The organism is Thermostichus sp. MS-CIW-41 (assembly GCF_054058915.1).
Genome location: NZ_JBSSBO010000001.1, coordinates 24064 through 49841 on the forward strand (window position 1 = coordinate 24064; position 25778 = coordinate 49841).

The following is a 25778-nucleotide window of genomic DNA, read 5'->3' on the forward strand; positions in this document are numbered from 1 at the left end:
ACGAAGTGACCAGTTGCGTCAGTGTGGCCCAAGGGCTGACGCAATGAGCAGCTGCGCATGGCTGGGCCGCCCCCAAAGCACCTGCTCCTGTTTGTAAACGACCATGCCGGGCGGGGATCCCTTGGGTTTGAACACCAGTTTCGGGCGGGTATAGACCACCGGCACCTGTTCGCTGAGGCGACCGCGGCTGAAATGGGCCGCCAAATCAGCAGCCGCCTGCAGATCTTCGCTTTCTGCTACAGCCCCGGGGGGCAAGCGCAGCAGCACATGACTACCGGGGATCTCCTGGGCATGAAACCACCAATCGTGTTCCTGAGCCACGCGAAAGGTGAGCTGATCATTTTGCAGGTTGTTGCGCCCCACCCAAATGGAGAAGCCACTGGGGCTGGTAAAGCGGTGGGGGTTGAAGGTTGCCGGTGAGGCATGTTTTGAGCTCGCCCGCAGAGACTCTGTCCCGCTGTTGCGAGTGGGACTCTCCAAGTAGCGCTGTTCAATCAGCTCGGTCTCAATTTCCTTGAGGGTGGTCAAGTCTTGGGGATCCCGATAGGTTTCCAGCTGCTGTAGAGACGCTTCCACCTGCTCGAGGTAGAGGATCTCTTGGCCAAGCGCCTCTTGTAGGGGCCGGATAGCATCCTGGGCCCGTTTTTGTTTGCGGTGCTTGCGGTAGTAGGCTTGGGCATTGAGAATGGCATTTTTTTCGGGGTCGAGAGGGATCTTGACCGTCTGGCCGCTGGCAAAATCCGGCAGCTCGATGTGGTGCAGCCCTGGCCGCCAAAGGTGGAGGTGCGCCATCAACAAGTCGGCAGCCTGCTTGGAGGCTTCCGCTTGGGTGGAGTCGGCCAGCATTGCCTCAAATTGCTCTCGCCGCTGATAGAGCTTTTTCAGCAGGGTGGATACCCTTTGCAGCAGACGGTGGCGCTCTCGCTCAAACTGTTCGCGGTTAAGCTGAGCCTGGTAGTAGCCTTCCAGAAGTTGGTGCAGATTGAGTCGAGAAGGTTGTTGCAGGGACTCCGTCCCGCTAACGGGAACGGCACCGCTTGCCCAGCCGAGAACGGTGTATCCCTGGGGAGTGGGAGCTGGGTCAAACTGGCCTGTTTCCAGACGGGTTAACCAGTCTTGCCACCTGGCAAACAGTGCCTGCCAATCGCGGGCAGAGAGGTGATCGCTGGGGGTTTGCGGCGGGATCCCAGCCTGATGACACATCGCTTCCACCAAGTGCCGACTGAGGCCGCGATAACAGCGCAACAGCCGTTGGCCGATGGGGCCAGGAATCAGGGCGACGCGCTCTTGCCACCAGGAAAAGGGCTCGGATCGCTGCGGGATCGGGTCGGTTAGGGCCGGAGGAGCCTCGTAGGGCAGGCCCGGCTGTACCGGACGGATCCGCGATTGGCGCTCGCTCACCCCATGACCACTGGCCAAAATCATGCCCGCCTCGTCCACCAAAATGGCATTGCTGTGCTTGCCCATCACCTCCAGGTAGAGATGGCGATAAGGGGGATCCCCGGGCCGAGGGGCAAAGCGCAAGTCAATCACCCGTTCCCAATCCTCCAGCAGAGCCAGCTCCGTCAGAGCCAAACCCTTCAGGTGCCGTTGGAGGAACTGGCTAAATTGAAAGCCATCCGGCTCTTTGGGAGGAGGCTGACAGAGGTGGAGACGGGCCGCCTGAGGATGCCAGCACAACAGCAAGCAGGGGCGGGCAGTGAGGGTGCGCAAGCCAATGACCACCGTCCACAGATCGGTCTGTTGGATCCATTCCACGCGGGCAGGCAACACTGGATCCCGACCTGTCTTAGCCTGGGTTAGATCGGCGAGCACAGCACGCAGGGTGGTTAAATCAACCGGCTGCATCCCTGTTGCTCCTTCGCTACGCAATGCTCAGGCGGCTGGTCTGAGGCTGGCTTATTCTGACCCTTGGCCCGCAGATCCGACGCCCCCGACAGATGTTGAGACGGGTCTGGAGTGGCTGGTGAAAAACTCTGGGCAAGTTTTACCGGGTAGTTTCACCACCTCTATCCCTATGGTGCTCTGCACCGCCGAGGCGACTGGCTGGGCAGGAGTATCCAACTCGGCAAAACAACAGGGGTTGATCCCCCTAATCTTCGTCCTCATCTTCTTCGTCATCTCCGTCTTCCCATTCCTCATCGAGATCCAGCAGCAGGGCATAGAGCTGATCAAAAAGCTCTGGCGGCTCATCGGGGGTGAGCAGGTAGGGATCCCCTTCGTCAGGCAGAGCGGCGTAGAGCAAAACGGGATCGAGGGGGGTAAAGATGCCGTATTTCTTCTCTTGGTAGAAAAAGGTAGCTAGCAGTTGAAACTCCTGGGCATCTTCCTCGCTCTCGCCCAGCTCGAAAACATCTTCCTCTTCGACTGGGGGCAATTCCCCCTGAACCGTGAGGATGTCGAAGCCATTTTGCTGCAAGGTGAGGTTCAACTCCCCCAAGACAGCCTGGATGGTGGGCAGGGTAGCCTGTAGCTCTTCGGGATCCGGCTCGTCCAGGATCCCTTCCATGTTGGCATCGCCGTTCACTGCTTGGCTGGGTTCTTCTTCCCCTTCCCAAACCAGCACTTTGATCACAGCATCAACGGGAGTCACCAGAGCATAGGTCTGCTCGTCGATGACCACCTGACGCAGGATCTCGCACTTGAGAGGCTGGTTTTGCTCGTCGCGGAGCACCAAGGTTTCATGGGATCCAGTCATTGAAAACAGCCCAGGAAAGATGGGGGTGTACAGAAGCTCATTCTCCCATGTTCTGCCCTCCGCAATGTTCAGGGATCCCTTTCAAGCCCACCATCAGCACTGTGTGCTTCGGCTTCTCCTTCTGCTTGGGTTAAGGCTTCCAGGGCCAGCAAAATCTCCTCTTCTCGGCGGGCGTAGGTTTCTTCGTCAATTTCTCCCAAATCTAGCTGAATTTGCAGGGCCGTAAGTTCTTTTTGCAGGTTTTCTTTGCTATCCAGCTGTGCTTCGGCGCGTTCTTGGATCTGCTCTGCTAGCCAAAGCAAACTTTGGGCCGGCCAAGTCAACAATTGCCAAACCATCCCAGGGCCCCTAAAGCAGATGATGAGTCTTCGTAATCCTATCAATTTGGATTCTCAGGTGGCCATTGCCCCGGCCTAGCCGTGAAACTTTTTGTTCCCTTCCTCCCCAAGCTGGAAAGACTGGGACACGCACGAAGCGCCAGGAGAAACACTGGCTATTGGTGCTCAGGCAAGTCCTAGCCGCGAAGACTAATCCTCTCGCTGGTGCTTCTCGATCCACTCCATGAGCTCCCCCTCGGAATGGGTACACAGGCGCTCTCCCGTGATTGGGTCTTGGACAGACCACCAGACCATGCCGCTGCCATCTACCCACTGCCGCACCCGCAGTTCATCGCAGGCCGCCAAGACTGCCTTCAGGCTCTGCCAAAGGTGGCGCAGTCCTCTGAAGAGCGCTGAAGAGAAGGGATCCCTGCCGCCGTACTCGGCTGCCAGCTGCCGCTCTTCTTGTTTCAGCAGCTCCATCAAGCGGGTGTTGTTGGCCGCCCTAGCTGCTTCCAAACGACGGGCCAGGGAGGCTGCTATGTTTTGGCGATGGCGGGCCAGGAGACTTGTCCCCCTCATTTCAGCGATTGCACTCATAAGGCTGCTCTACATACCAGTACCTCTACACGATCAATCCTACCAAAAAATCTGTAGTCAAGGATACGAAAAGTGCAAAACCATCGGTCCTGCACGCTAACGTGCGGGATCCGATCCCAGTGCCCTGCCTGGGAGCTGCCGGAAGTTGATCGAATAAGGGGCCACCTGAGCAGCTCAGGGGCTTTCCTGGGGTGACGGATTTACGCGAGCTGACCTACAGGCGGCAAATTCAAGCAGAGCGGAGACCGGTGCTTTTCCGCATCTTGCGAGAGAAAATGCGTCCAAACCTACGCAGGGCTGCCCAATTTCAGAGCGAGCCAGCCAAAACAGCTCAGGCATGAGGCGGAGGGGAAAAGGATGAAGGACTATCGACTTCAAGGAGGCCTGAATTTATCCTTCCAGCCATGTCCCGTAGCTCCTGCATCAACTCTTGATCTTGAGAGGCAGTACGTGCTCCTGACTCGGCAGCCCATGCTTTCAGGCTTTGAATTTGGTCACGAGCGATAGCAGCTAGAGGAACCGTTTGCTGAATGGCAGTCAAGATATCTTCTTGGGTGAACTCGCGGGGTGGATCCTGATTAAAGGCCATGTGCATGGCGTCATAAATAGTCTGTTCAATTTCCGCTCCGCTGAAATCCTCTGTAGCCATAGCCAGGTCGGTATAGGAAAAGTCTCGTACTCGGTTGGGCCGTAGCCGCCGGATGTGGACTTGAAAAATCTCTTCGCGCTCCCTCTGGTTGGGCAAGTTCACAAAAAAAGTTTCATCAAATCTGCCCTTGCGAAGTAGCTCGGCAGGCAAGACGCGGACATTATTGGCAGTGGCGACAATAAAAACGGGCTTGGTCTTTTCTTGCATCCACGTAATCAGGCTGCCGAAGACGCGCTTGCTGGTGCCCGAATCGCCGGAAAATTCGCTGTTGACACCGCCAAAGGCTTTGTCCAGCTCGTCGATCCACAAAACACAAGGAGCCATCGCCTCGGCAATTTGGATCATCTGGCGCACGCGGCTTTCACTTTCGCCGACAATGCCTCCAAACAATCGTCCCACATCCAGCTTGAGCAGAGGCATCCGCCACTCGCGGGCGATGGTTTTGGCACATAGGGATTTGCCGGTGCCCTGAATGCCAACCAGCAAAACTCCTTTGGGACTCGGCAGGCCATAGGCATGGGCCTGAACACTGAAGCTGTTGCGGCGCCCCCTAATCCAGGCTTTGAGGTTTTCCAGGCCACCGACGTTTTGCAGAGTCTCAGAGGGATTGTAAAACTCCAGGATTTCAGTTTGGCGGATGTATTGTTTTTTCTCTTCCAAAACGAGATCAATATCCCCTTCGCTGACTTTACCGCTGGAAGTACAGACAACCTCGGTTGACCCCTCTTCAGCGATTTCGCCAATCACCAGGTGAATGTGGCTTTGCCCATTCTTATTGGCTTGAAGCGGCGGCAGCTCAAGAGTGGCAGGATAGGCCGTGCCGCTTTTGAATAAAGGAAAGAAATCCGGTGCCTGTAAATAGGGGTTCCAGAGGTGCAAGGCATAAGTATGGCGGAGATGATCTTGGAGATGGGCAAAACGAGTTAGGGCTAATGCTCTGTCGTCAAGGGATCCCTTAAGTACAGCGCCTCTCCTGTTGACTCCCCGCAGTTTAGCTGCCGGCTAGGGGCAAGTAGCATGGGTTGTCAGCTAGGGGATCCCGCTAGCGTTTTGCAGGAGTTGGGGGAGGTAGGTAGAGGGTATCGCGGTGGTCAAACCAGATGCTCGCCAAACCTTTAAGCCAGAGGGACAGCCAGATCCATTTCCACTTGAAATCAAGTCTTGCGCCTTTGAGGTTTGCGCCTTCTACAGTGGCATGATCCAGGTTGGAGCCTTCCAAGTTGGCATAGCTCAGGTCAGCCCAACTGAGATCGGCCCCGCTGAGATTGGCTCGGCTGAGATCGGCCCCGCTGAGATTGGCTCCAATAAGGTTGGCCCCGCTTAAATTGGCGCCGACCAGCTTGACTCCGCCCAAGTCGATCCAGTTCAAGTTAGCTCCGCTTAAGTCGGCTCCCTCCAGGTTTCTGTTGTCGGGCCGACCATTGACCAGTTCCCACACAAGATGCCACTTGGCATCGAGCTGAGTTTCTGGAGAAAGAATAGAGCGTCGCAGGTTGGCCAATTTCAGATCTGCCCCCCTCAGGTTGGCCCCGCTGAGGTCGGCACCGCTGAGGTAAGCGTTACGTAACTTGGCTCTGCCCAGCTTGGTCTGGGTTAGGTTGGCTTCTCCTAGCTTGGCCTTGTTGAGGCTAGCTGCGCTCAGGTCAGCCCCGCTGAGATCGGCTCTGCTTAGGGAAGCTCGGCTTAGGTTAGCTCCGATGAGCTTGACTTGGCTAAGGTCTGCCCGGCTCAGGTTGGCTTTCCTCAGATCTGCCCCGCTCAAGTCCGTTTGGCTCAGGTAGCGCAGAGGGCTGGGAGCATTGACATCAAGCAAGTTCAAACCCGACCTGCCCAGCTTGGCCTCGCTGAGGTTGGTGCCGATGAGGTTAGCCTCCCTCAGGTCGGTGCCAACTAAGCTGGCCTTGCTCAAGTTGGCTCCAATGAGCTTGGCGCCGACCAATTTGGCCCCCACCAGTTTGGCCCTGACCAGTTCAGCCTTGATCAGGCTGGCTCCACAGAGGTTGGTTCCCTCCAGGTTTGCCTTATTCAGATTGGTCTGGCTGAGGTTGGCGCCTCTCAAGTCCGCCTGACTCAGATTGGCTTTGCCCAACTCTGCCCACCTCAAATTTGCCCCGCTGAGGTTAGTTCCTCTCAGGTCAGCCTCCACCAAGCTCGCCCCTGTAAGCTTGACTCCGCTCAAGTCAGCCTGGCTCAAATTGGCCCTGCTCAGGTCGGCATAGATCAGGTTTCTTGCCTGAGCACGGCCGTTGACGAGCTCCCACACCAAGCGCCACTTGGGATCCAGCTGTGTCTCAGAAGAGACGAGAACTCTGCGCAGGTTCGCCAGCTCCAGCTTGGCTCCCCGCAGGTTGGCCTGAGTCAAGTCGGCCCCCTCCAAGTTGGCCTCGCTGAGGTTGGCTTGGCTGAGGTTGGCTCCTCTCAAGTTGGCCGCGGCCAGCCTCGCCCCTTTGAGATTTGCTCGCGTCAGGTCTCTTCCCCTCAGGTCGGCCCGCTCTAGAATAGCCCTGCTCAAGTCAACGTGGTTCAGTTTTTTTTCCTGAGCACGGCCGTTGACGAGCTCCCACACCAAGCGCCACTTGGGATCCAGCTGTGTCTCAGAAGAGACGAGAACTCTGCGCAGGTTCGCCAGCTCCAGCTTGGCTCCCCGCAGGTTGGCCTGAGTCAAGTCGGCCCCCTCCAAGTTGGCCTCGCTGAGGTTGGCTTGGCTGAGGTTGGCTCCTCTCAAGTTGGCCGCGGCCAGCCTCGCCCCTCTGAGATTTGCTCGCGTCAGGTCTCTTCCCCTCAGGTCGGCCCGCTCCAAGTTGGCTCCGCTCAAGTCGGCTTGGGCTAGGCTTTCCCCCTGGGCAACGCCGTTGATGATTGTCCACACCAGGTGCCACTTGGGATCCATCTGCGTTTTGGGAGAAATGACAACCCACCTCAAGTTGGCGTCCGTTAGGTTGGCCCCCAGCAAGCTGGCGCCGATGAGGTTGGTGCCCAGGAGGTTGGCTCCGCTCAGGTTGGCTCCGTTCAGATCGGCCCCGCTGAGGTCTGCTTGAGTTAGATTGGCTCCGCTCAGGTTGGCATGGCTGAGATTCACCTGGCTCAGTCTCGCGCGGTTTAGGTTTGCTCCTCTCAAGTCTGCCCCACTCAGATCTCGCTGACTGAGGTTGGCCTTTCTCAAATCCGCCCAGCGGAAATCTCGCTCGCCAGCCTCCAATTTTGCCCCCAGATCTCCCACCGGACGAAGGGTAACCGGATAGGCTTTCGCGATTTGGATAAGTTGGGGATCACCCGAATCCATTAGGGTTGTCCAGAGAGCAAACTGCTTTTCCCAATCCAGAGGTTGGTTTAGGGTTTGGAGGAGAAGCTCTCTGCCTTTTCCGTTGTAATGGCTAAAACATTTGATGGCGCCGTTTGCACTTCTGGGATCCTTGCCTCTCAAAACCGGCTGGAGGATCTCTAAACTGCAATCGATATTGCCCAGATCTTTATCAGTAACTGTAGGCACGCCTCATCCCCCCTTTGGCTGCTTTGTTCCTATTCTCGCTATGGGCTTAGAGAGGGTCAAGACCAGTTCAGGGAATTCCCTTAGAAAGGTTAACCTTTGATACAGGAATTCAATCCTTTTTCAAATTCCCTGATCCAAGATAGCGAGCTGAGGAAGAGGGAACTTCCATTTTGGCTATCGGCTTGCTTCTGCCTTGCCGGCGGCTGGTGCTGCAGCTTTTCCCTCAGCCTCGGCCAAGGGATCCCGGCAGGCAACACAAGCAGGGTAGGCAGACAAATACAAGGTGTTGCGGCGGCCAAACCACTCGTAGCGGTGATCCCGGATCTGTTCGTAGCCCCGATCCCCCAGAAACTTCAAGCCAGGAAAGTTGCGGTACAGAGCCAGCCACACCTCCCCGCTCGGCAAAAGGGCGGCAATTTGTTCAATGGCAGCGGATCCCTGCCAGCGGCGCTCTGGGTGCTCCAGATCGATGAGAATCATCCCCAGCTCCACCTGCTCCGGTGGGATCCCCCATTGGGCCAGGGTAGAAGCATCTTGCATGGGGGCATAGCAAAACTGCCGTCCGCGATCCAGTTGCTCCAAGAGCTGAACGCCGGTGGCACAGAGGTTGCAGAGGCCGTCGTAGATAACCATGTAGGGCATGGCGGGATCCCTCAGGCGGGCTGACCCAAAATCTGTGCTTGGTACTGGGCTTCGGTAAGCAGTTGCCGAGGCTGCCGCTGCAGGAACACCCGACCCATCAGGTGATCGTATTCGTGCTGAAAGATCCGCGCCGGAAAATCCTGCCAGACCACCCTTTGCTGAACGCCTTCTGGAGTGTAATACTCCACCTCCACTTCGCGGGCGCGGGCCACCAGACCACGGCAATTGGGCACACTCAAGCAGCCTTCCCAACCCAGCACCTGTTCAGCACTACAAGCCAGCAGACGGGGGTTAACCATCACCAGAGGCTGCATTTGCGGCGCTTCCGGGTAGCGGGGATTGGGACGAGAGGCCACAATCAGCACTTGGAGCAGGGATCCCACCTGAGGAGCAGCCAAGCCCACCCCCTGCGCCTCTTTCAGGGTAGCCAGCATACCTTCTATAAGATCCTGCAAGGCCGGCGTTTTGAACTCCGTCACCGGCTCGGCCACTTGCGTCAGGATGGGATCCCCCAATTGGCGTAGGCGAAAAGTCATGGCTTGCCCCAAGCAATTCTTCTTCTCAGTCTAGCGGGGATCCCTGAGCAGCCTAGCGGCTCTTGCCAGTAGCCACCAGTTCCAGGGCCAGCTTGGAGCGCTTCAGCCCTTCCGGGATGGGGATGGGGTAGTGGCCGGTAAAGCAAGCGGAGCAGAACGAGTTGGGATCCCGGCCCGTGGCAGCCAGCATGCCTTCCCAGCTCAGGTAGGCCAAAGAATCCACTCCAATCTTCTCGGCGATTTCCTCTACGGAATGCTGGGCGGCAATCAATTGATCCTGGCTATCGGTATCGATGCCGTAGAAGCAGGGATGGGTGACCGGGGGGCTGGAAATGCGCATGTGGACCTGGGTAGCCCCCGCCTGGCGCAGGGCCTTGACGATTTTCTGGCTGGTGGTGCCCCGCACAATTGAGTCGTCCACAATAACAATCCGCTTCCCCCCCAGCACATCTTCCAGGGGGTTCAGCTTCATGCGAATGCCCCGCTCCCGCATGGATTGGGTGGGCTGGATAAAGGTGCGGCCCACGTAGCGATTTTTGATCAGCCCTTCGGTGTAAGGGATCCCCGACTGGCGAGCATAGCCAATGGCCGCCGGCGTGCCGGAATCGGGAACGGAGATCACCCAGTCGGCCTCTGCCGGAGCCTCCTTGGCCAGTTGTTCTCCCAGCCGCACCCGGTAGGAGTAGAGGCTTTCCCCGTGCATCCAACTGTCGGGGCGGGCGAAGTAGATCATCTCGAAGATGCACAACTTGGGGGTGGCCTCCGCCCAACGCACCGATTGCAGCCCCTGACGGCTGATCCACACCAACTCTCCCGGCTCCACCTGCCGCAGAGGGTCGGCCCCGATGATATCCAAAGCACAGGTTTCTGAAGCCAATACATAATGCAGCGGCTCGGCCTCGGGGTGGCTGAGGGTGCCGTCGCTACAGATGATCTCCAGCATCTGCGGCTGCAGCAGCTCATCCAGAGCGGGGTTGCTGCTCAAAAGCCCCAACACCAGCGGACGCACCCCATAGGGATCCCGTGCCCCGATCAGGCCCTCTGGCGTGCCGATCACCAGACTAAAAGCCCCCTGACAGCGGCGCAAAGCTTGGCAAGTGGCCGCGATCCAATCTTGACCTTGGTTCACCGCCTGGGCAATGGCGTGGGCAATACACTCGGAGTCGGTGCTGCTGGTTAGGTGCCGGTCGGCGGCCTCCAGTTCCTTCCGCAGCTCTTCCGCATTGACCAAATTGCCGTTGTGGGCCAGAGCCAGCGGCCCCAGGCGAGTCTCCACGATCACCGGCTGAGCATTGGCCACGCGGCTGGATCCAGTGGTGGAGTAGCGGGTGTGACCAACCGCCAGATCCCCGGTCAGTTGGGCCAAGTTCACTTCATCGAAGACCTGGGAGACCAAGCCCATCGCCTTGTGAACCCGGCAAAAGGATCCCTCAAAAGTGGCGATCCCTGCCGATTCTTGGCCGCGATGCTGCAAGGCAAATAGGCCAAAGTAGGCCAGCTTGGCCACATCCTCTCCTGGAGCCAGGATGCCAAAGACCCCGCAAGCCTCTTGCAGCTCTTCCCGGGCATACCCCGCCCCGCTGATGTTTTCTGAGGGGTACAGGGCATCAACGCCAACGGCAGTCTGCCCCTCTGCTTCTCCACAGCCAGAAGATGGTTCTGCTCCCGCCCTTGCTGCCATGGATCCTCGTCTTGCTGTCACGCTTACCAGTCTAACTCGGCCCAGGTCATTCCCCTCTATCTGGCTTCACCCCCAAAGGGGGAGTCCACAGGTGGGGTTTGCAAAAAGCTAAGACTCTATCTATAGTGTTAGCAGCGTGTAAGCGCTGCTGTGGCTGAGAAGCAGCCTGGCCGAGTTTTTGAGTTGGACACCACCAAGGCTCGGCTCTCCCAGAACCGGCAGGATCCCAAAGCTTTGTGTTGTGAGGAGTCAAACCCCATGAGACAGCAGCCCCATAGGTTCCGTCAGAGCTGGACGTTAGCAGCCCCTGTGATCAAAACCAGTGTGGCCGCTCTTCTGTCGTTGTCACTGGTGGCCTGCCAGGAAGATGCCCGCGAACAGCCTGCGGTTACCATCACGCCGATCTCGGTGGTGGCCCCAACGCCCACTCCTTTCGTCATCCCCAGTCCTGTCCCTACGCCGCTGCTCACCCCAACCCCCACTTCCACTCCCCTCTTTAATCCTTTCCCCACTCCCAGCCCCTCTCCCACCGCTTCCTTTGCGGCAGAGCCGCCTTCGATTGCCGTGGTGTCGCTGACGGACGCGCGACAGACGGTACCCTTCAACGTGCTGGTGGCCGTGACGACTCCTGCAGGTTTGGGGGCCGGCATCAGCTTCCGGGTGGAAATCCGACAAAGCCCCCTCACCCTCACCTTTGATTTCACTGCCGCTGCCGTCGGCTGTCAGCCCAACAGCAGAGCCTGCATTGGCACCATCCCCATCACCATTCCCACTTCTGCTCCCACCGGGGATTATGAGGTGACGGCAATGGTGGCGGATACCCAGGGCCGAATTGCTTCGGCCAAAGCTCCTTTACGGGTGTTGCCTGCGCCCAGTCCCTCCCCCTCGCCAACGCCGACCGGCACCCCCAATCCCTTTCCCTCGGTATCCCCTTCGCCCAGACCCAGTCCCTCTCCCAGTCCTTCGCCGACGCCCAGCCCCAGAAGCTTCTAACTCCCTCAGGCAGTCTCTCTTATCGATTCAGGACTAAGGTAGCTCTTGAAGAACTCGCTTCAGGGTGGCGATCAGGTGTTCAATATGGGCTTCCTCGATGATCAAAGGCGGGGAAAGGGCAATGGTATCACCTGTAGTGCGAATCAATACCCCACGTTCGTAGCAGCGCAAAAAAGCTTCAAAAGCCCGCGCTGTCGGTCGGCCAGGGATCCCTTCCAATTCAATTGCCCCCACCAAGCCGAGGTTGCGCACATCGATGACATGAGGCAAGCCGCGCAGGGAATGGAGAGCCTCCTCCCAGAGGGGAGCGAGGTTGGCAGCCCGCTCGAACAAGCCTTCTTCTCGATACAGGTTCAGGGTAGCCAAGCCGGCGGCACTGGCAACTGGGTGGCCGGAGTAGGTGTAGCCGTGGAAAAACTCGATGGGGCTCCAGGACAGCGTCCTGCTGTTGTCCCCTGGACGGTGCAGGTCATCAGCGGAACCAGCAGCCTCCATGAAGGCGCTGTAGATCTCTTGCTTGACGATCACTGCGCCCATCGGGATGGTGCCATTGGTGAGGCCCTTGGCACAGCAAATCAGATCCGGCACCACCCCAAAGTAATTGGCCGCAAAAGGGGATCCCAGACGCCCAAAGCCGGTGATCACCTCATCGAAGATGAGCAGAATGCCGTATTTGTCGCAAATGGCCCGCAGCTTTTCCAAATAGCCCACCGGCGGCAGCAACACCCCCGTTGAACCGGCAACCGGCTCTACGATCACCGCTGCAATCGTGCTGGCATCGTGGAGAGCGACGATCCGCTCCAAGTCTTCTGCCAAGTGAGATCCCCAGCGAGGCAGGCCGCGGCTAAAGGCGTTTTGCTCCAGGTTGTGGGTGTGGGGCAGGTGATCCACTCCGGGAATGAGGCTGCCAAAAAACTTGCGGTTGTTGGAGATGCCCCCGACCGAGATGCCCCCAAAGCCAACGCCGTGGTAGCCCCGTTCTCGGCCAATCAGCCGCTGCCGGGATCCCTGTCCGCGTAAGCGATGGTAGGCGATGGCCATTTTCAGGGCCGTATCCACCGCCTCAGAGCCAGAGTTGGTGAAAAAAACGTGATCCAGTCCGGCAGGAGTGAGCTGGATGAGCTGCTCTGCCAGTTGAAAGGCTTTGGGATGGCCCATTTGAAAAGCTGGGGCGTAGTCCAGTTGGGCCACCTGCTGTTGGATCGCTTCCACAATTGGGGGACGACAGTGGCCGGCATTCACACACCACAGCCCGGCAGTCCCATCTAGGATTTGGCGGCCATCGTGGCTGGTGTAGTACATGTCTCGGGCGGCAACCAACAGGCGCGGGTTGGCTTTAAATTGCCGATTGGCCGTAAAGGGCATCCAAAAAGGCTCCAGATTCAGCTCCGCTTGCAGGGCGACGGCTGCTTTCTCCAGGGTTTCTTGCATGGCTGGCCCTCCGGCAGTAGACGAGATTTCAAGCTGGCGAAGATGGAATCCCTAGATATTGGATAATTTTGAAAGGGGCTCCATCCTGCTAACGGGAACGATAGAGCAATCCTAATCGGCCTGGGAGGCCTCTGGAAAGTTAGTATTTTCGCTCCTGAGGGGGAAACCGGGTGATCACCACGGGGCGATAGCTGATCTGAGGGGATCCCTCGCGAAAGGCAGCCAAGGTGTGTTGTAAAAACCGTTGATCATCCCGTTGGGGGTAATCTTCCCGCGCGTGGGAGCCACGGCTTTCCCGCCGTTCCAGGGCGCTGGCGAGGATCAAGGCCCCCACCGTCATGAGGTTGTCCAGCTCCAGCGCTTCGATCAGCTCGGTGTTCCACACCTTGCCCCGATCGTCCAAATGCAAATCCCGCTCGTAACGCTGGCGGATCTGTTGCCATGTTTGGATCCCCTCTTGGAGAACCGATTCGGTGCGGTAGACCCCACAATGCTCGGTCATGCAATCTTGAAATTGCCGCCGCACCTGATCAATGCGGCTCTTCCCTGATCGTTCTAGCAGCCTTGTGATCCGCCCGGCGGCCTGTTTGAGCAGGGATCCCTCGTCCACTTTCGGCAAGGCTCGACCTCTGACGGCTTCTACCATGGCTGCCCCTGTGCGCCGCCCGAAAACAACGCACTCCAGGAGAGAGTTGCTGCCCAGCCGGTTGGCCCCATGCACCGAAACACAGGCCGTTTCACCGGCAGCGAACAGCCCTTCCACACGGGTTTGGACATCCCGCAACACCTGCCCATCCACCGTCACCGGGATCCCACCCATGCAGTAGTGCACCGTCGGTCGCACCGGAATGGGATCGACAACCGCATCGATGCCCAAGTGGCGATGGGCCTCCTCCCAACAGAAGGGCAGCCGAGTGTGGATCTTTTCTGCCCCCAGATGCCGCAGGTCTAAGTAGACAAAATCTTTGCCGTCAATACCGCGCCCGGCCCGCACCTCCGTAACAATCGCCCGCGAGGTGATGTCCCGTGGGGCCAATTCCATCTGGCTGGGGGCATAGGCGGCCATAAAGCGCTCCCCCTTCCCATTGATCAGATAGGCCCCCTCTCCACGCACTGCCTCTGAGATCAACACCCCCACCGGATACAGGCCCGTGGGATGAAACTGCACAAACTCCATATCCTGCAGAGGCAGGCCGGCCCGCGCCACCATTGCCATGCCATCGCCGGTGGAAGCAAAGTCGTTGGACGTGGAGTTGTAGATGCGCCCATAGCCGCCTGTAGCCAACATAACCGCCTTGGCCCGCAGCACTTCCAGCCGTCCGCTGGCCTGCTCCAACATCACTACGCCCTGGACTTGGTTGTCCTCCAGGATCAGATCCAGCACATACCATTCGCTGTAGAGTTTGACCCCAAAGCGCTTGAGGTTGCTCACCAACTCGTGTAGAATGGCCTGCCCAGTTTTGTCGGCGGCATAGCAGGTGCGCGGGTGGCTGTGTCCCCCAAAGGCCCGCTGGGCAATGCGGCCATCCGGCAGGCGGGAGAACAAGACCCCCAAGTGTTCTAGGTCGATGATCACCTCAGGGGCTTCCCGGGCTAGAATCTCCACCGCATCTTGATCCGCTAGGTAGTCGGATCCCTTGACGGTATCGAAGGCATGAGCCTCCCAGGAATCTTGCGGATCAACATTTTGTAAGGCGGCGGCAATGCCCCCTTGGGCTGCTACCGAGTGGCTGCGAATGGGATGGGTTTTGGACACCAAGGCCAGGTCGAGGCTGGGATCCCGTCGCATAACCTCCAAAGCCGCTCGGCAACCGGCCAGCCCTCCCCCGATGATGACAATGTCGTGTTCCAGCATGGATGCAGGCAAGCTCTCGCAAAGGATTCCGCCACAGCCAGGATGGCGTTTTCCCATTATGGCCGGCCCCAGCAGCCTCTCCAGCAGCACCTGAGTATAGCTCGTTATCAGCAGCGGTGCGGTGCCGTAGGCTTACCACTTTCTGCTCTGAACAAAGACTGTCAGGCTGGAAATGGGATACTTTCTGAGAAACCCGTCCTGAGAAACCTGCCCAACAGGCTTAGCCGGCTACGATAGAGGTTGGGCCTGGCCCTGGATTCTACCTTTAGCTTTGGCCCTGAAGAACGTCGCGGCTTGTGCCGTGGACGAGAAGACTGTTTTGGGCAAACTCTGGAAGTGCTATTGAGCCCAGCCTGACGAACAGCTTTAAGTTGCATCGCTTCCTAACTTCCCTCTTCCCCTGGGAGTGGTCGCGGAAGCAGCGCGGAACGCTTGGGGAGTGTCCCAATCCAGTTTGGAATGGCTATGGCTTGCATGGCGAAGCCATACACTGTTGCCCAGGGCTGCAGCGATTGCATCCTGCTCGTTGCCAAACAGAATGGCAGTATCCCGCAAAGCTCTGATCTCTGACGCTGCGAAACTTCGGGTCTTTGCTCTCTCGAAAGGCCAACCCTGCCTCTTGAATGGCATTCCGCTTGAGGTGGCAGGGATCCTCTTTCACCCACTGCGGCAGGTCAGTGCAGGATGATGTCCCCCAGCTTTCTGGCTGTTTTTGGAGCCCCCTGCTATCGCGAACGGCACAGCCGGTCTTTGTGGGCAACCACAAACGTATGCAAGCAGACACCAAAGTAATGGCCGGATTAGAGTCAGGCTCCTCTAGCGGGCCAGGTACCGTTCCAAGCGTCCCTGGAAAAATGACAAGATTAACGTCAGCAGCCAGTACCACAGCGCTGCCACCACCAAAGCCTCGAAGAAGTGCTGGCGCGGCAAACCCGCCTGTCGAGCCCGGCCCATCAACTCCTGCAAAGCAATGGCACTGGCCAGGGCAGTGTCTTTCTGCATGGCGATGAATTGGTTGCCAATGTCCGGTAAGACAATTCGAAAAGCTTGCGGCAAAATGATGCACCACAGGGTTTGCCAGGGCTTAAGCCCCAGGGCATAGGCAGCTTCCCGCTGCCCGACGGGAATGGCTTGGATCCCGGCCCGGAAGATCTCGCTCATGTAGGCGCCATAGTTCAGGCTCAAGGCCAGCACCGCCGAAGTGAACGAGCCGAACACCAGACCCAGTTGCGGCAAAGCCTGGTAGATGAACAAAAACTGCAGAAATAGAGGTGTGCCTCGCATCAACGAGACATACAGAGCGGAGAGGCTGCTCAGAGGGGCAATTTGGGAGAGGCCCGCCAGTGCCGACAAAAAGGCCAAGGTGGTGGCACAGAGGATGGAGACCAAGGACAGTTGAAAAGTAGTGCCCACCCCTTGCGAGATAAACCACCACCACTCGCGCACAAAGTTGCCGTTGAGACGCAAGGTACGGATGGGGATCCCGGCCAACTCCAACTGTACCCCGCTGAAGGTGAACACCAACAACAGCAGCCACAAAACCAACCACAACCCCTGGGCCACCGGGAACGGGATCCCTTTTCGAATCCGGGGCGGTGGGTAAATGGGCTGCTCCAGTGGGATAGAGTCTTTGCTCACTCAGCTTTTTTCGTCAGATCAATGCCGTAATACCGCTTCGAGAGGGCTGTTAGCGTGCCGTCCGCATGCATGGATTCTAAGATTTCGTTAATTTTGGCTTGCAAGCTCTCGGAAGGGGCAGGGCTGGAGCGATCCAAGGCCACAGCCAAGGCTTCATAGTAGACCGGATCCCCCAGAGTTTTCAGGGGCAGCCCTTCCCGAATGGCGTTTTCAGCCGTCGGCAAAGCTGTCAAGACTGCATCCAGGCGGGTGCCATCCCCCAGTGCCAAATCCTGCAGAGCCAGGCTATCGGTGTCGTAGATGCGAATGTCCACCCGCGGGGCCGGAACTTGGATGGTCTCTCCTTCCAGAGTGAGGTTGCCCTCCAGGTAGGCTTGGTAGGTGGTGGCGGTGCCCACCCCGACTCGCTTTCCTTCCAAGGCGGCGATATCGGTCAGGGTCGAGGCTTGGTGGACCACGAAGCTGGCGGGGGTGTAGTAGTAGGGAATGGTAAACAGCAGAGCTTTCTGGCGCTCGGCAGTTACGGTCATCGACCCGACATTGACATCCCAGCGGCCATTCCAAGATCCGGCGGTGATGACATCAAAGTTGATATCCAAAAACTCAGCCTTTACCCCCAAGCGCTTGGCGATCTCGCGCGCCACATCCACGTCAAATCCTTCCCAACTGCCGTCGGGATTGAGGTAGCTCTGAGGCCGGTAATTGGAGTCGGTGGAAATCCGGAGCACCCCCCGCTCTTGAACTTGAGCCAACAAATCGCTACCTTGGGCCAGCAGGGATCCCTGGTGTGTGCCTAGAGCCCAGCATCCGGCCAGGGTCAAGCAAAGGGCTTGTAGGGATCGGCGTCGAGAAACAGACATCGGCAAAACCTCAGATGAAGGTGAAGGGCAAACCCATTGGAATCCATCCAAGCTATCCAAGGCTGTCACAATTCCCGTTGCAAGGTAGTATCACCTGACACTGCCGCTTTGGGTGGCTATTCCCGACTGGGGCGAGCGGGTCGCAATTCTCCAAACATGCTCTAAAAAAGGCAAATCAACTGTCTCAGGATTGAGCTTATGAATCCCAATTGAGATTGAAATATCTCCTCCAGAAAGGCATCCCCTGAGACTTGCGATCAAGACTCGTGCTGTGTTGCCCGGGGGGGCAATCCGTATCCCTCTGTGGGCAACGGAGAATCGACGTTCTGGGTAGCAGAAAACATTTGGCTCGACCCAATGGATCCCCCTTAGCAATTGGGCGGAGAGGATGTCAATATCTTTGGAAGAGAACGGGGTTGAGGGTGGTTATGCAAGCGGTGATCTTGGCGGGTGGGAAAGGAACTCGCTTACGGCCTTTTACCTTTTTGCAGCCTAAGCCTTTGTTGCCCCTTTTGGATGTGCCCTTTTTGGAGTGGCTGATCGGGCGCTGCCGCCGAGCCGGCCTGACAGATATTTTGCTCAGCGTGGGTTATCTGGGCCAACAAATTGAGGCTGCTCTGGGAGATGGCGCTGCTTTGGGGGTGAAGCTCCGCTACATTCCTGAAGAGACGCCTTTGGATACGGCGGGAGCCTTGGTGCTGGCTCAGCCCTATTTCACCGGGGATCCCTTGGTGGTTTTCAATGCCGACATCCTCACGGATCTGGATTTGCAGGCGTTGATGCAATGTCATGTGCAGAGCAAGGCCATTGCCACCCTCACCCTCGCCCGCGTGGAAGATATCACCGCCTATGGCCTGGTGGAAGTTGGGGAAGGGGGCCAGATCCAATCTTTTCGGGAAAAACCCACCCCTGCAGAAGCCCTCACCCTCACCACCGACACGATCAACGCCGGCACCTATGTCTTGGATCCGGCCATTTTTAAAGACTACCCCAGTGGGGATCCCCTCAGCTTTGAGCGGCGTGTCTTCCCCGATTTGCTCAGGCAAGGGCACCGGCTGCAAGCTTATCTCCACGCAGGCTACTGGCGGGATCTGGGCACGCCGGCCAGCTACTACCACGGCCAACTGGACATTCTCCTGGGTCGAATGACGGATTTTCCCTTAGAAAATGTGCAGCAACAGGCGCCGGGGATATGGGTGCACAAAACGGCTGAGATCCATCCCAGCGCTCAACTGCACGCCCCCTGCTACATTGGCGCCCACACCCGGCTGGGATCCCAAGCTCAGATTCCGGCAGGCACCATCCTCGGCAGCCACAGTTGGGTAAATGGATCCCTGCAGCCGGGAGCCTACGGGCCGAGAGTCCTGGTAGTGTAGGTTAAGTGCAAGTTAAGTCCACAACCATCCACGACAAAGCCATCAGCAAATGGAGCTACCACAAACCGGGGAACGCTGGGATCCCTACCTTGCTGCCGTAGCTGCTCGCTTCAATCGGGAGCTGGAAATTCAACTGGGTCGGCCAGGTTGGCAACTTCCCCCAGACCTGGAGCAACTGCCTTTTTGGCAAGCCCAGCAGCGGGATCACCTGCAAGAGCGCCTCGGGATCCCCTTTTGGCAACTGCGTGCCCCCAAAAAACGGGAAGCCTGTTTGGATTTGGGCTGTGGGGTAAGCTTCCTGACCTATCCCTGGAACGATTGGCAAGCCTACTTTTACGGCCATGAGCTGAGCGGTGAGATTGTGCGCTTTATTCGCTCGCGGGCACCCCAGCTTAACTCCAAGCTGTTCAAGTCAATGCAACAGGGATCCGCCCACCATTTAGAAAACTACGAGTCGGAGCAATTTGATCTGGCCATTGCCACCGGATTTTTGTACTACTACCCGATTGAGTACTTCGACGCGGTTTGGGCAGAGTTGATGCGAGTGTTGCGACCGACTGCACCTGTGATTATTGAAGTGGTCAATCCCGACTCGGTGTGGGCGGAACAATGGGGCCTCATCGAGCTATTCAAAGGCACCGAACCGATTTTCACCCCCCTAACGGAGTGGGAGCGGCGCATCGCAGCCTTGGGGGGCAAAATTCAGAAACAGGCCAGTGGCGAACTGTTCACCACCTATTGGATTCAGCGCAGACCGTGATCTGCTCACAACCGGGAAAGTATCGGAGCATTCGGAGTAGTGGGGTAACCTTTAAGGCTGGGTACTAAGATTAAAAATAAGATAAAGATTAAGATTAAGAAGTGTGATCCCGGACAAGGGATCCACCGCCATCCATGCAAGCCTCCTCTCCCACCTTCCTCTTGGTTGATGGCTACAACATCATCGGAGCTTGGCCCACCCTGAGCCAGTTAGCGCGTCGCTCCCTGATGGAATTGGCCCGTCTGCGCTTGGTGGAATCTTTGGCCAACTATGTGGCCTTCCGGGGCTACCAGGCGACCGTGGTGTACGATGCCTACGCCCAACCCACTCCAGCCCGGCAAGAGCGCTCCCCTGCGGGTATCGAGATCCTGTATACCTCCTATGGCGAGACCGCCGACAGTTGTATTGAACGGCTGTGTGCCCAGTTGCAGAGGGATGGGTGTCGGGTACGGGTGGCTACCTCCGATCGTGTCCAGCAGTTGGTGATTGGCGGCTACAACGCCGAATGGGTCTCGGCAGAACAACTGTGGGATGAAGTGCAGCAGGCCCAGCAGCAGATCCGGCGCGTCCAACCAAAACGGCTATCGAGCAAGCGGGGCATTGATGCCTACTTGGATGCAGATACCCTCTCACGCCTAAACCGCTGGCGGCTGTCCGGCCAAGATCCCATGCGCTAAATGCCATCGTAGGGAACGGTGGGAGCTCCATACCAAAGATGCTCCTCATCTGGCGAGGCAGTGGGCAACTGCTCCTGTGAAGGATCCGCCGGAGCCAGCTTCTGCTCATCTACCAACACCAGCACCCGCACAACTCGATCTTTGGGCAATTGTTCCTGCGCCCGCATGGGCAAAATCAGTTGACCTTGGCTGTCGGTACGGGCCCAGAACTCATGCGCTTTCATGCTGTTTCCCTGAGATGGCTAGGAATATACCAGCTTGCCCCAAGCTCTGCCTTCGGCGCAGTCAAAAAAAGACTCCGTCCTGCCGACGGGAACAGATGAGATCCCATCATTGAGACCGGGATCCCTGGGCCAAGCCGTGTTCTCGAAACCAAGCCTGCAACCGTTCCCAAGCGTCACCAGCCGCTTCTGGGCGATAGGTGGGGCGATAATCGGCAAAAAAGGCGTGGGGAGCATCCGGGTAGATGATCAACTGCGATGGATCTCCGCAAGCTTCCAGAGCTGACTTCATTTGCTCCACCGTTTCCAAGGGAATGCTGGTATCTGCACCACCATACAAACCCAACACAGGTGCCTTCAGGCTGGCTGCCACATCCAGCGGATGCCTTGGGGTTAAGGGTGTGGACTCTCCCACCAAACGACCGTACCAGGCAACACCCGCCTTCAAGCCGGGTCGGTGAGCCGCGTACAACCAAGTGATTCGACCACCCCAGCAAAAGCCAGTAATGCCCACCCGCTCTGGATCCGCACCTGAGTTGCCAATTGCCCAATCCACCGCCGCATCCAAATCCGACATCACCTGAGCATCGGGCACCTGGGAGACGATGGCGCGAATCTCCTCAAGGCTCTGCAGCTGAGAAACATCCCCCTGCCGGAAAAACAGCTCGGGAGCCACTGCCACATAGCCCAACTTCCCCAAGCGGCGACAAATGTCTTGAATGTGCTCGTGTACACCAAAGATCTCTTGCACCACCAAAACCAGTGGAAAAGGGCCAGAGCCGGTCGGCTTGGCACGATAGCCAGGGATCTCGCCATCTGGGGTGGGAATGGTGACGGGGCCGGCTTCCAATCCTTCGCTATCGGTGATGATGGTTTGGGCAAAGATCGGCTGTACTGCCGAGGCAAACCCAGCAGCGACGTTGGCCAGCTTCAACTGACGGCGCTTCCAGCTGCTGGAGGATCCCCCCTTGGGTTGCTCCGCATACATAGGCCCAATCCTCAAAAACACAAACCCCTCTTCTCAGGATAAACAATATTTTGTCTGTAAAGATTCTTTCTACTGACAGTCTCGATGCAAATCTTGCCTATCCTGTCTGAGATCTGCATCGTAGAGCTGTTAAGATCGGCTCGGCACAGCGATGCTGATCAACGGAAATGCAACTCAAGAGACAGTTAAAAATCAGTTAAAAACCGGAAATCTTTGGGTTAAGCATTTCAAGAAGCATCGATGCCATCTCGCACTTTGGAGCTTATTTGGCAGTTGCCGAAATTGTTGGATGATGGCAGCATTGGGCAGAGCCAAAAAGACAAACTGAGCGTTTGGCAATAGCGGCAAAACGGCAATTGTACTGGTGCAGATGGCCTTGACAAGTGAGATAAGTTTGCTTCAACAAATCTCAAAAGCCGCTGGCAGGTAGTCAACCAAAGCATAGCTTACCCCTTCCCTGGAGGCCCGACGTTCTATCAGCGCAACATCAAAACGGCAGGACAACTCGGAGAGGTGGGGATGCTGGCTCAAGAAGGCTTGGGCAGCCCGGATCAAGCGTTGCTGCTTAGGGATCCCAACCGCCAAAAGCCCACCTCGATCCCAGCTACCGGGGCTACGGGTTTTCACCTCTACGAAAATCAGCACATCAGCTTTGTGGGCAACCAGATCCAGCTCGCCCCAAGGGCAGCGCCACCGCTGGGCCAGGATCTGCCAGCCCTGCTGACAGAGATATTGCCGCACCCAGTCCTCTCCGGCGTCGCCTGTATTCTGGAGGGAAGCCCTTCTGGGCAAGGGATCCATAAAAAAATCACCAGCGCCCGACTCTAATGAGCAGAGCCATTGCCGTGATACTTGTCGGTGTCGTAAAAGCCGTTGCGGGTGCCGAAGTAGAAACTTGCCAGAGAGAGGACAAGAGCAACCCCCACCAAGACTAACTTTGCATCCACGTGGTTTTCCCCTGATTTTCTCCTGAACCGAGACCATAATAGCCTGCCTCTCCTTCACAATGGCGCAGCGATGCGCGGCACCAATAGCGGCCCAGGCACGGCGAGCTTTGGGGGATCCCATTGGAGAGCTTTTCTTGAATGCTTGAATGAACTACTCCCACTGGGAGCTCAGCATGCTACCATTCAGACGGAAAGGGAGTAGTCAGGCGGCTTACCGCCCTCTGCATCGACATACTGGCTAAAAACAGCCCGGTGCAAGAGACAAAGCAAGCCCGGCAGGCTGCTTTGGTGACGAGACTTTCACTGAGTTCACGCGGAGGTGAGCTTGGTGAGTCCGTCTGACTTTCCCAGCCTTCACCTCTAGGTGTGAACCGATTCCACACACAAGAGAGGTTGGAGGCTAGAAAATGTGGGCCGGTTTTTTATCGAGTTTGCTGCTGGTGACGGTAGCGGAATTTGGGGACAAAACCTTTTTTACCCCCTTGATTTTGGCGATGCGCCACCCACGCCGCTGGGTTTTTCTGGGGACATGGCTGGCTTTAGCGATGATGAACCTGCTAGCGGTAGGAACCGGGCAAGTGCTTTTTAAGCTACTGCCACCCTTGGGCGTGCGGGTGCTATCGGCTGGGGTTTTCGCCGTTTTTGGCTTGAGAATGCTCTGGCAAGCGTGCAGAATGCCACCTCAACAGGCATTACCAGAAGAAGAGGAAGCCCTCAGACAAGTGATGCAGGCAGAAGCAAAAGGAGTTGGCCGCGGGGGGGTTAGGGCCATCGTCTGGGAAGCCTTTAGTTTGATCGCCCTAGCCGAGTTCGGGGATAAAACCCAGATTGCTACCGTTTCCCTAGCCGCCACCCATCCGGGATTCAGTGTCTGGGCGGGGGCAACCCTGGGTCATGGTCTGATGGTAGGGCTGGCGGTGGTGGGAGGTCGTTTTTTAGCAGCTCACATCTCTGAACGCGCCGTGCATTGGGTGGGGGGCGGCTTATTTCTGGTGTTTGCGTTGCTGACCGGTTGGGAGCTGCTGGGATCCGGGATCAGCTAGAAATCGCAGGAGCCCCGCACTGTACCCGTAGGGTCAGTGCCGGGAGGAATGCGCTTTGATGAAGTACAATGAACTTATGAGCCAAGTCCTGACCGTCTCCTGTAAGCTCAAGGCGTTCCCGTCACAAGCCGCCAAATTGGACGCGACGATGGAGGCTTTTGGCCAAGCCTTGAACTGGGTCAACCAGAACACGCCGGAGAAGATCGTCAACGCGGTCAAGTTGCAATCCCTTTGCTACTACGAGATTCGAGCCCGGTTCGGCTTGTCCAGTAACTTGGCTCAACAGGTGTGCAGACGGGTGGCAGGCGCTCGCAAAGTGGCGAGACAGCGCAACCGTCCGGTTAAAGAGTTCAAGCGTGGGTTCGTTACCTACGACGCACGCATCTTCTCGTTCCGTCAAAAAGACTGGACGGTGTCGCTGACCACGGTGGAAGGGAGAGAGCGCTTTGAACTAGCCATTGGCAACTACCAGCGTGGGATGCTGGCTGGTTCTAACCCCAAATCGGCCACCCTAGTCCAGCGGAAGGACGGCTCCTACTACATCCAGATTTGCGTAGAGAAAAACCCGCCCAAGCAACAAGATACCGACAGGGTGATCGGGGTGGACTTGGGCAGGACGGATATCGCCCATACGTCAGAGGGGGACAACTGGAATGGACAGCAGTTGAACCGAGTCCGCGACCACTACTCCAAGCTGAGGGCGGCACTCCAACGCAAAGCCAGTAAGGGCACCCGCAGTTCGCGGCGCAGATGCCGTCAACTGTTGCAACGGCTGTCTGGCAAGGAGAGACGCTTTCAGGCGTGGGTCAATCATCGCATCTCCAAAGCTATTGTCTCTAGGGCAAAGGCGACAAATAGCGCTCTTGCTCTGGAAGACTTGACAGGGATAAGGACTCCGTCCCGCTGGCGCGATCGGGAAAGGGTCAATCAACAGCCACGCAGCAAGACAGAGCGTAGGCGGGCAAATAGTTGGGCGTTTTATCAACTCCGTCAATTTTTGGAGTACAAGGCTCTGCGTGCGGGGGTTGCTCTGATTCTTGTTCCGCCTGCCTACACGTCGCAGACCTGCCACCGGTGTTTGCACATTCATCCCGATCCTGCGCAATCCTACCGCAGTGGCAAGTCGTTCAAGTGTGGGCACTGTGGATGGGAAGGGGATGCGGATTTGAATGGTGCGAATGTGATTGCGCTTTTGGGGGCTGCTGTAAACCAGCCTAGAGGTTCGGGCCTGTTTTGTTCTCTGGTAGGGCAGAGCAGGCTCAGGGCTACTGAAAGCCCGCTCCGTACCGCTTAGCGGTCGGAGTCGGGTAGTTTACCCAAATTCCTGTTCGATGATCCGCCATCGGGCAGTGATCACGCCTGGATCTAGGCTGAGGCGGCTGACGACAAGTTCCAGGGCTTGGTCATCGCGGGTTTGGGTGACCAGCTCTGCTTCGACTTTGACCAGATCGGGCTTGTCCTCCAGGTCTTCGCTGTAGAGGGCGCGCAGTTTGAGATGGGTGGGAGCTATGCCTTGCAAGAGCAAGGCGCGGATGTGGGCCTCTGCTTGGCTTTTGCAGATGAACGAACACTCATAGACCAGTTCCAGTTCTGTGCCTTTCAAAGGCTGCTGGTTGATGCGGTAGCCCAGTGGACGCAGCACAACGTTGGAGATCAACACAGCTGCGGCTCCAATGGCAGCTTGGGGAATGTACCCCGATCCGGCAAAGGCTCCCACCGCGGCTGCACACCAGATGGTGGCGGCGGTGTTCAGGCCACGGACGCTGGCTCCTTCCTTGAGGATCACGCCACCGGCCAAAAAGCCAATCCCCGATACCACTTGGGCCGCAATACGGGTCGGGCTGCTTTCATCAGGGGTGAGAACCGAGAGCATGACAAACAAAGCTGCACCCGTGGCCACCAGGGTATTGGTGCGCAAGCCGGCCATGCGCTGCCGCCACTGTCGCTCCAGGCCAATGAGGGATCCCAGGACAAAGGCAACGGCCAAACGCAAGGTGAAGTCAATCCAGGTCATGCTCCGGTTCTCGTGAAAGGATAAAGTTTAGCCATCCTCATCTGGGATCCCAAGGGCAGTGGCTTCCTGTTGCAAGGTTTGCCAGAGGGCTTCCAGTTGAGCAAAGGCGGATTCTGGGGCCAGCTTACCACCTGTTTCTAAAGCACAGGTTATGCCCACCCGATAGGCATACTGCTGCAGCCGTGACCGAAATTGAGCAGCAGCCAAGGGAGATAGAACTTTCAAGGTCATGGCACACCTCCTAAATGTTTGCTGTAACCCTTCGTTGGTCAAAGGACACCTCGTAAAAGTGCTCTGCGCCGCCGTCGCGATGGCCTTGTGGCGAGACTCTGAAAGGCTGATTTCTCAAGAAGGGCTGGATT

At 57.5% G+C, this 25778-nt stretch carries 24 protein-coding genes and 2 pseudogenes; 6 read left to right on the top strand and 20 right to left on the bottom strand.

The window, feature by feature from the left end; genetic code table 11:
• Window positions 1-18: 18 nt before the first annotated feature.
• The 9 genes and pseudogenes from ACVWXE_RS00095 to purF all read right to left on the bottom strand — a co-directional run bounded on the left by ACVWXE_RS00095 (window position 19) and on the right by purF (window position 10613).
• Window positions 19-1848, bottom strand: a complete 1830-nt coding sequence (locus ACVWXE_RS00095) for an Rqc2 family fibronectin-binding protein (protein WP_457489275.1) — start codon at window positions 1846-1848, stop codon at window positions 19-21.
• A gap of 244 nt (window positions 1849-2092) precedes the next feature.
• Complete coding sequence (locus ACVWXE_RS00100; protein ID WP_414417856.1) at window positions 2093-2698, bottom strand: DUF3727 domain-containing protein; 606 nt, start codon at window positions 2696-2698, stop codon at window positions 2093-2095.
• A gap of 68 nt (window positions 2699-2766) precedes the next feature.
• The gene (locus ACVWXE_RS00105) at window positions 2767-3036 is read right to left on the bottom strand and encodes a gas vesicle protein GvpG (protein ID WP_457489276.1); all 270 of its coding nucleotides are present in this window, start codon (window positions 3034-3036) and stop codon (window positions 2767-2769) included.
• Between the two features lie 189 nt (window positions 3037-3225).
• Complete coding sequence (locus ACVWXE_RS00110; protein ID WP_414342319.1) at window positions 3226-3615, bottom strand: hypothetical protein; 390 nt, start codon at window positions 3613-3615, stop codon at window positions 3226-3228.
• A gap of 331 nt (window positions 3616-3946) precedes the next feature.
• Window positions 3947-4954 (bottom strand): annotated as a pseudogene (locus ACVWXE_RS00115) (AAA family ATPase); the annotation flags it as partial.
• 352 nt (window positions 4955-5306) lie between these two features.
• Window positions 5307-7547 (bottom strand): pentapeptide repeat-containing protein, encoded by a 2241-nt coding sequence (locus ACVWXE_RS00120; RefSeq protein ID WP_414373820.1) that lies wholly within the window; start codon window positions 7545-7547, stop codon window positions 5307-5309.
• Between the two features lie 381 nt (window positions 7548-7928).
• Window positions 7929-8396, bottom strand: a complete 468-nt coding sequence (locus tag ACVWXE_RS00125; RefSeq protein WP_457489277.1) for a thiol-disulfide oxidoreductase DCC family protein — start codon at window positions 8394-8396, stop codon at window positions 7929-7931.
• A gap of 11 nt (window positions 8397-8407) precedes the next feature.
• A complete protein-coding gene (gene def, locus ACVWXE_RS00130; protein ID WP_457465855.1) occupies window positions 8408-8932 on the bottom strand; it encodes a peptide deformylase in 525 nt (174 codons plus the stop codon).
• Between the two features lie 52 nt (window positions 8933-8984).
• Window positions 8985-10613 (bottom strand): amidophosphoribosyltransferase, encoded by a 1629-nt coding sequence (gene purF, locus ACVWXE_RS00135; RefSeq protein WP_457489278.1) that lies wholly within the window; start codon window positions 10611-10613, stop codon window positions 8985-8987.
• A gap of 309 nt (window positions 10614-10922) precedes the next feature.
• Between purF and ACVWXE_RS00140 the strand changes: the two genes are divergently transcribed.
• Complete coding sequence (locus tag ACVWXE_RS00140) at window positions 10923-11606, top strand: hypothetical protein (RefSeq protein ID WP_457489279.1); 684 nt, start codon at window positions 10923-10925, stop codon at window positions 11604-11606.
• A gap of 33 nt (window positions 11607-11639) precedes the next feature.
• On the opposite strand, the gene ACVWXE_RS00145 is transcribed toward ACVWXE_RS00140, so the two are convergent.
• From ACVWXE_RS00145 to ACVWXE_RS00165, 5 genes and pseudogenes are all read right to left on the bottom strand, one after another.
• Window positions 11640-13037 carry an aspartate aminotransferase family protein gene (locus ACVWXE_RS00145; protein ID WP_011429583.1) on the bottom strand — a complete coding sequence of 466 codons (1398 nt, stop codon included), beginning with the start codon at window positions 13035-13037 and terminating at the stop codon, window positions 11640-11642.
• Between the two features lie 139 nt (window positions 13038-13176).
• Entirely contained in the window at window positions 13177-14892 is a 1716-nt protein-coding gene (locus ACVWXE_RS00150; RefSeq protein WP_457489280.1) for a succinate dehydrogenase/fumarate reductase flavoprotein subunit, read from the bottom strand.
• A gap of 556 nt (window positions 14893-15448) precedes the next feature.
• A pseudogene (locus ACVWXE_RS00155) lies at window positions 15449-15614 on the bottom strand (RNA-guided endonuclease InsQ/TnpB family protein); the annotation flags it as partial.
• 94 nt (window positions 15615-15708) lie between these two features.
• Window positions 15709-16530: an amino acid ABC transporter permease gene (locus tag ACVWXE_RS00160; RefSeq protein ID WP_414388318.1), complete on the bottom strand. Its 822-nt coding sequence runs from the start codon at window positions 16528-16530 to the stop codon at window positions 15709-15711.
• The gene (locus tag ACVWXE_RS00165; RefSeq protein ID WP_414330534.1) at window positions 16527-17390 is read right to left on the bottom strand and encodes an ABC transporter substrate-binding protein; all 864 of its coding nucleotides are present in this window, start codon (window positions 17388-17390) and stop codon (window positions 16527-16529) included. The genes ACVWXE_RS00160 and ACVWXE_RS00165 overlap by 4 nt, the downstream gene beginning before the upstream one ends.
• A gap of 428 nt (window positions 17391-17818) precedes the next feature.
• On the opposite strand from ACVWXE_RS00165, the gene ACVWXE_RS00170 reads away from it, so the two are divergent.
• The 3 genes from ACVWXE_RS00170 to ACVWXE_RS00180 all read left to right on the top strand — a co-directional run bounded on the left by ACVWXE_RS00170 (window position 17819) and on the right by ACVWXE_RS00180 (window position 20203).
• Window positions 17819-18766: a sugar phosphate nucleotidyltransferase gene (locus ACVWXE_RS00170; RefSeq protein ID WP_457441989.1), complete on the top strand. Its 948-nt coding sequence runs from the start codon at window positions 17819-17821 to the stop codon at window positions 18764-18766.
• Between the two features lie 49 nt (window positions 18767-18815).
• Window positions 18816-19526: a class I SAM-dependent methyltransferase gene (locus ACVWXE_RS00175; protein WP_457385918.1), complete on the top strand. Its 711-nt coding sequence runs from the start codon at window positions 18816-18818 to the stop codon at window positions 19524-19526.
• Between the two features lie 134 nt (window positions 19527-19660).
• Window positions 19661-20203, top strand: a complete 543-nt coding sequence (locus tag ACVWXE_RS00180; protein WP_457489281.1) for an NYN domain-containing protein — start codon at window positions 19661-19663, stop codon at window positions 20201-20203.
• Here ACVWXE_RS00180 and ACVWXE_RS00185 read toward each other — a convergent pair.
• The 4 genes from ACVWXE_RS00185 to ACVWXE_RS00200 all read right to left on the bottom strand — a co-directional run bounded on the left by ACVWXE_RS00185 (window position 20200) and on the right by ACVWXE_RS00200 (window position 22359).
• Window positions 20200-20427: a hypothetical protein gene (locus ACVWXE_RS00185; RefSeq protein ID WP_457489282.1), complete on the bottom strand. Its 228-nt coding sequence runs from the start codon at window positions 20425-20427 to the stop codon at window positions 20200-20202. The genes ACVWXE_RS00180 and ACVWXE_RS00185 overlap by 4 nt on opposite strands.
• 106 nt (window positions 20428-20533) lie before the next feature.
• Window positions 20534-21412: a dienelactone hydrolase family protein gene (locus ACVWXE_RS00190; RefSeq protein WP_414330528.1), complete on the bottom strand. Its 879-nt coding sequence runs from the start codon at window positions 21410-21412 to the stop codon at window positions 20534-20536.
• 399 nt (window positions 21413-21811) lie between these two features.
• Window positions 21812-22213 carry a YraN family protein gene (locus tag ACVWXE_RS00195; RefSeq protein WP_457489283.1) on the bottom strand — a complete coding sequence of 134 codons (402 nt, stop codon included), beginning with the start codon at window positions 22211-22213 and terminating at the stop codon, window positions 21812-21814.
• Between the two features lie 23 nt (window positions 22214-22236).
• The gene (locus ACVWXE_RS00200; RefSeq protein WP_011429573.1) at window positions 22237-22359 is read right to left on the bottom strand and encodes a hypothetical protein; all 123 of its coding nucleotides are present in this window, start codon (window positions 22357-22359) and stop codon (window positions 22237-22239) included.
• 407 nt (window positions 22360-22766) lie between these two features.
• Here ACVWXE_RS00200 and ACVWXE_RS00205 point away from each other — a divergent pair, with 407 nt between their 5' ends.
• Window positions 22767-23402: a TMEM165/GDT1 family protein gene (locus ACVWXE_RS00205; protein WP_414375085.1), complete on the top strand. Its 636-nt coding sequence runs from the start codon at window positions 22767-22769 to the stop codon at window positions 23400-23402.
• A 76-nt stretch (window positions 23403-23478) separates the two neighbouring features.
• Window positions 23479-24696 (top strand): RNA-guided endonuclease InsQ/TnpB family protein, encoded by a 1218-nt coding sequence (locus ACVWXE_RS00210; RefSeq protein WP_457489352.1) that lies wholly within the window; start codon window positions 23479-23481, stop codon window positions 24694-24696.
• A gap of 18 nt (window positions 24697-24714) precedes the next feature.
• On the opposite strand, the gene ACVWXE_RS00215 is transcribed toward ACVWXE_RS00210, so the two are convergent.
• Entirely contained in the window at window positions 24715-25416 is a 702-nt protein-coding gene (locus tag ACVWXE_RS00215) for an MgtC/SapB family protein (RefSeq protein ID WP_457489284.1), read from the bottom strand.
• 27 nt (window positions 25417-25443) lie between these two features.
• Window positions 25444-25647 carry a DUF7219 family protein gene (locus tag ACVWXE_RS00220; RefSeq protein WP_238376758.1) on the bottom strand — a complete coding sequence of 68 codons (204 nt, stop codon included), beginning with the start codon at window positions 25645-25647 and terminating at the stop codon, window positions 25444-25446.
• Window positions 25648-25778: the final 131 nt, after the last annotated feature.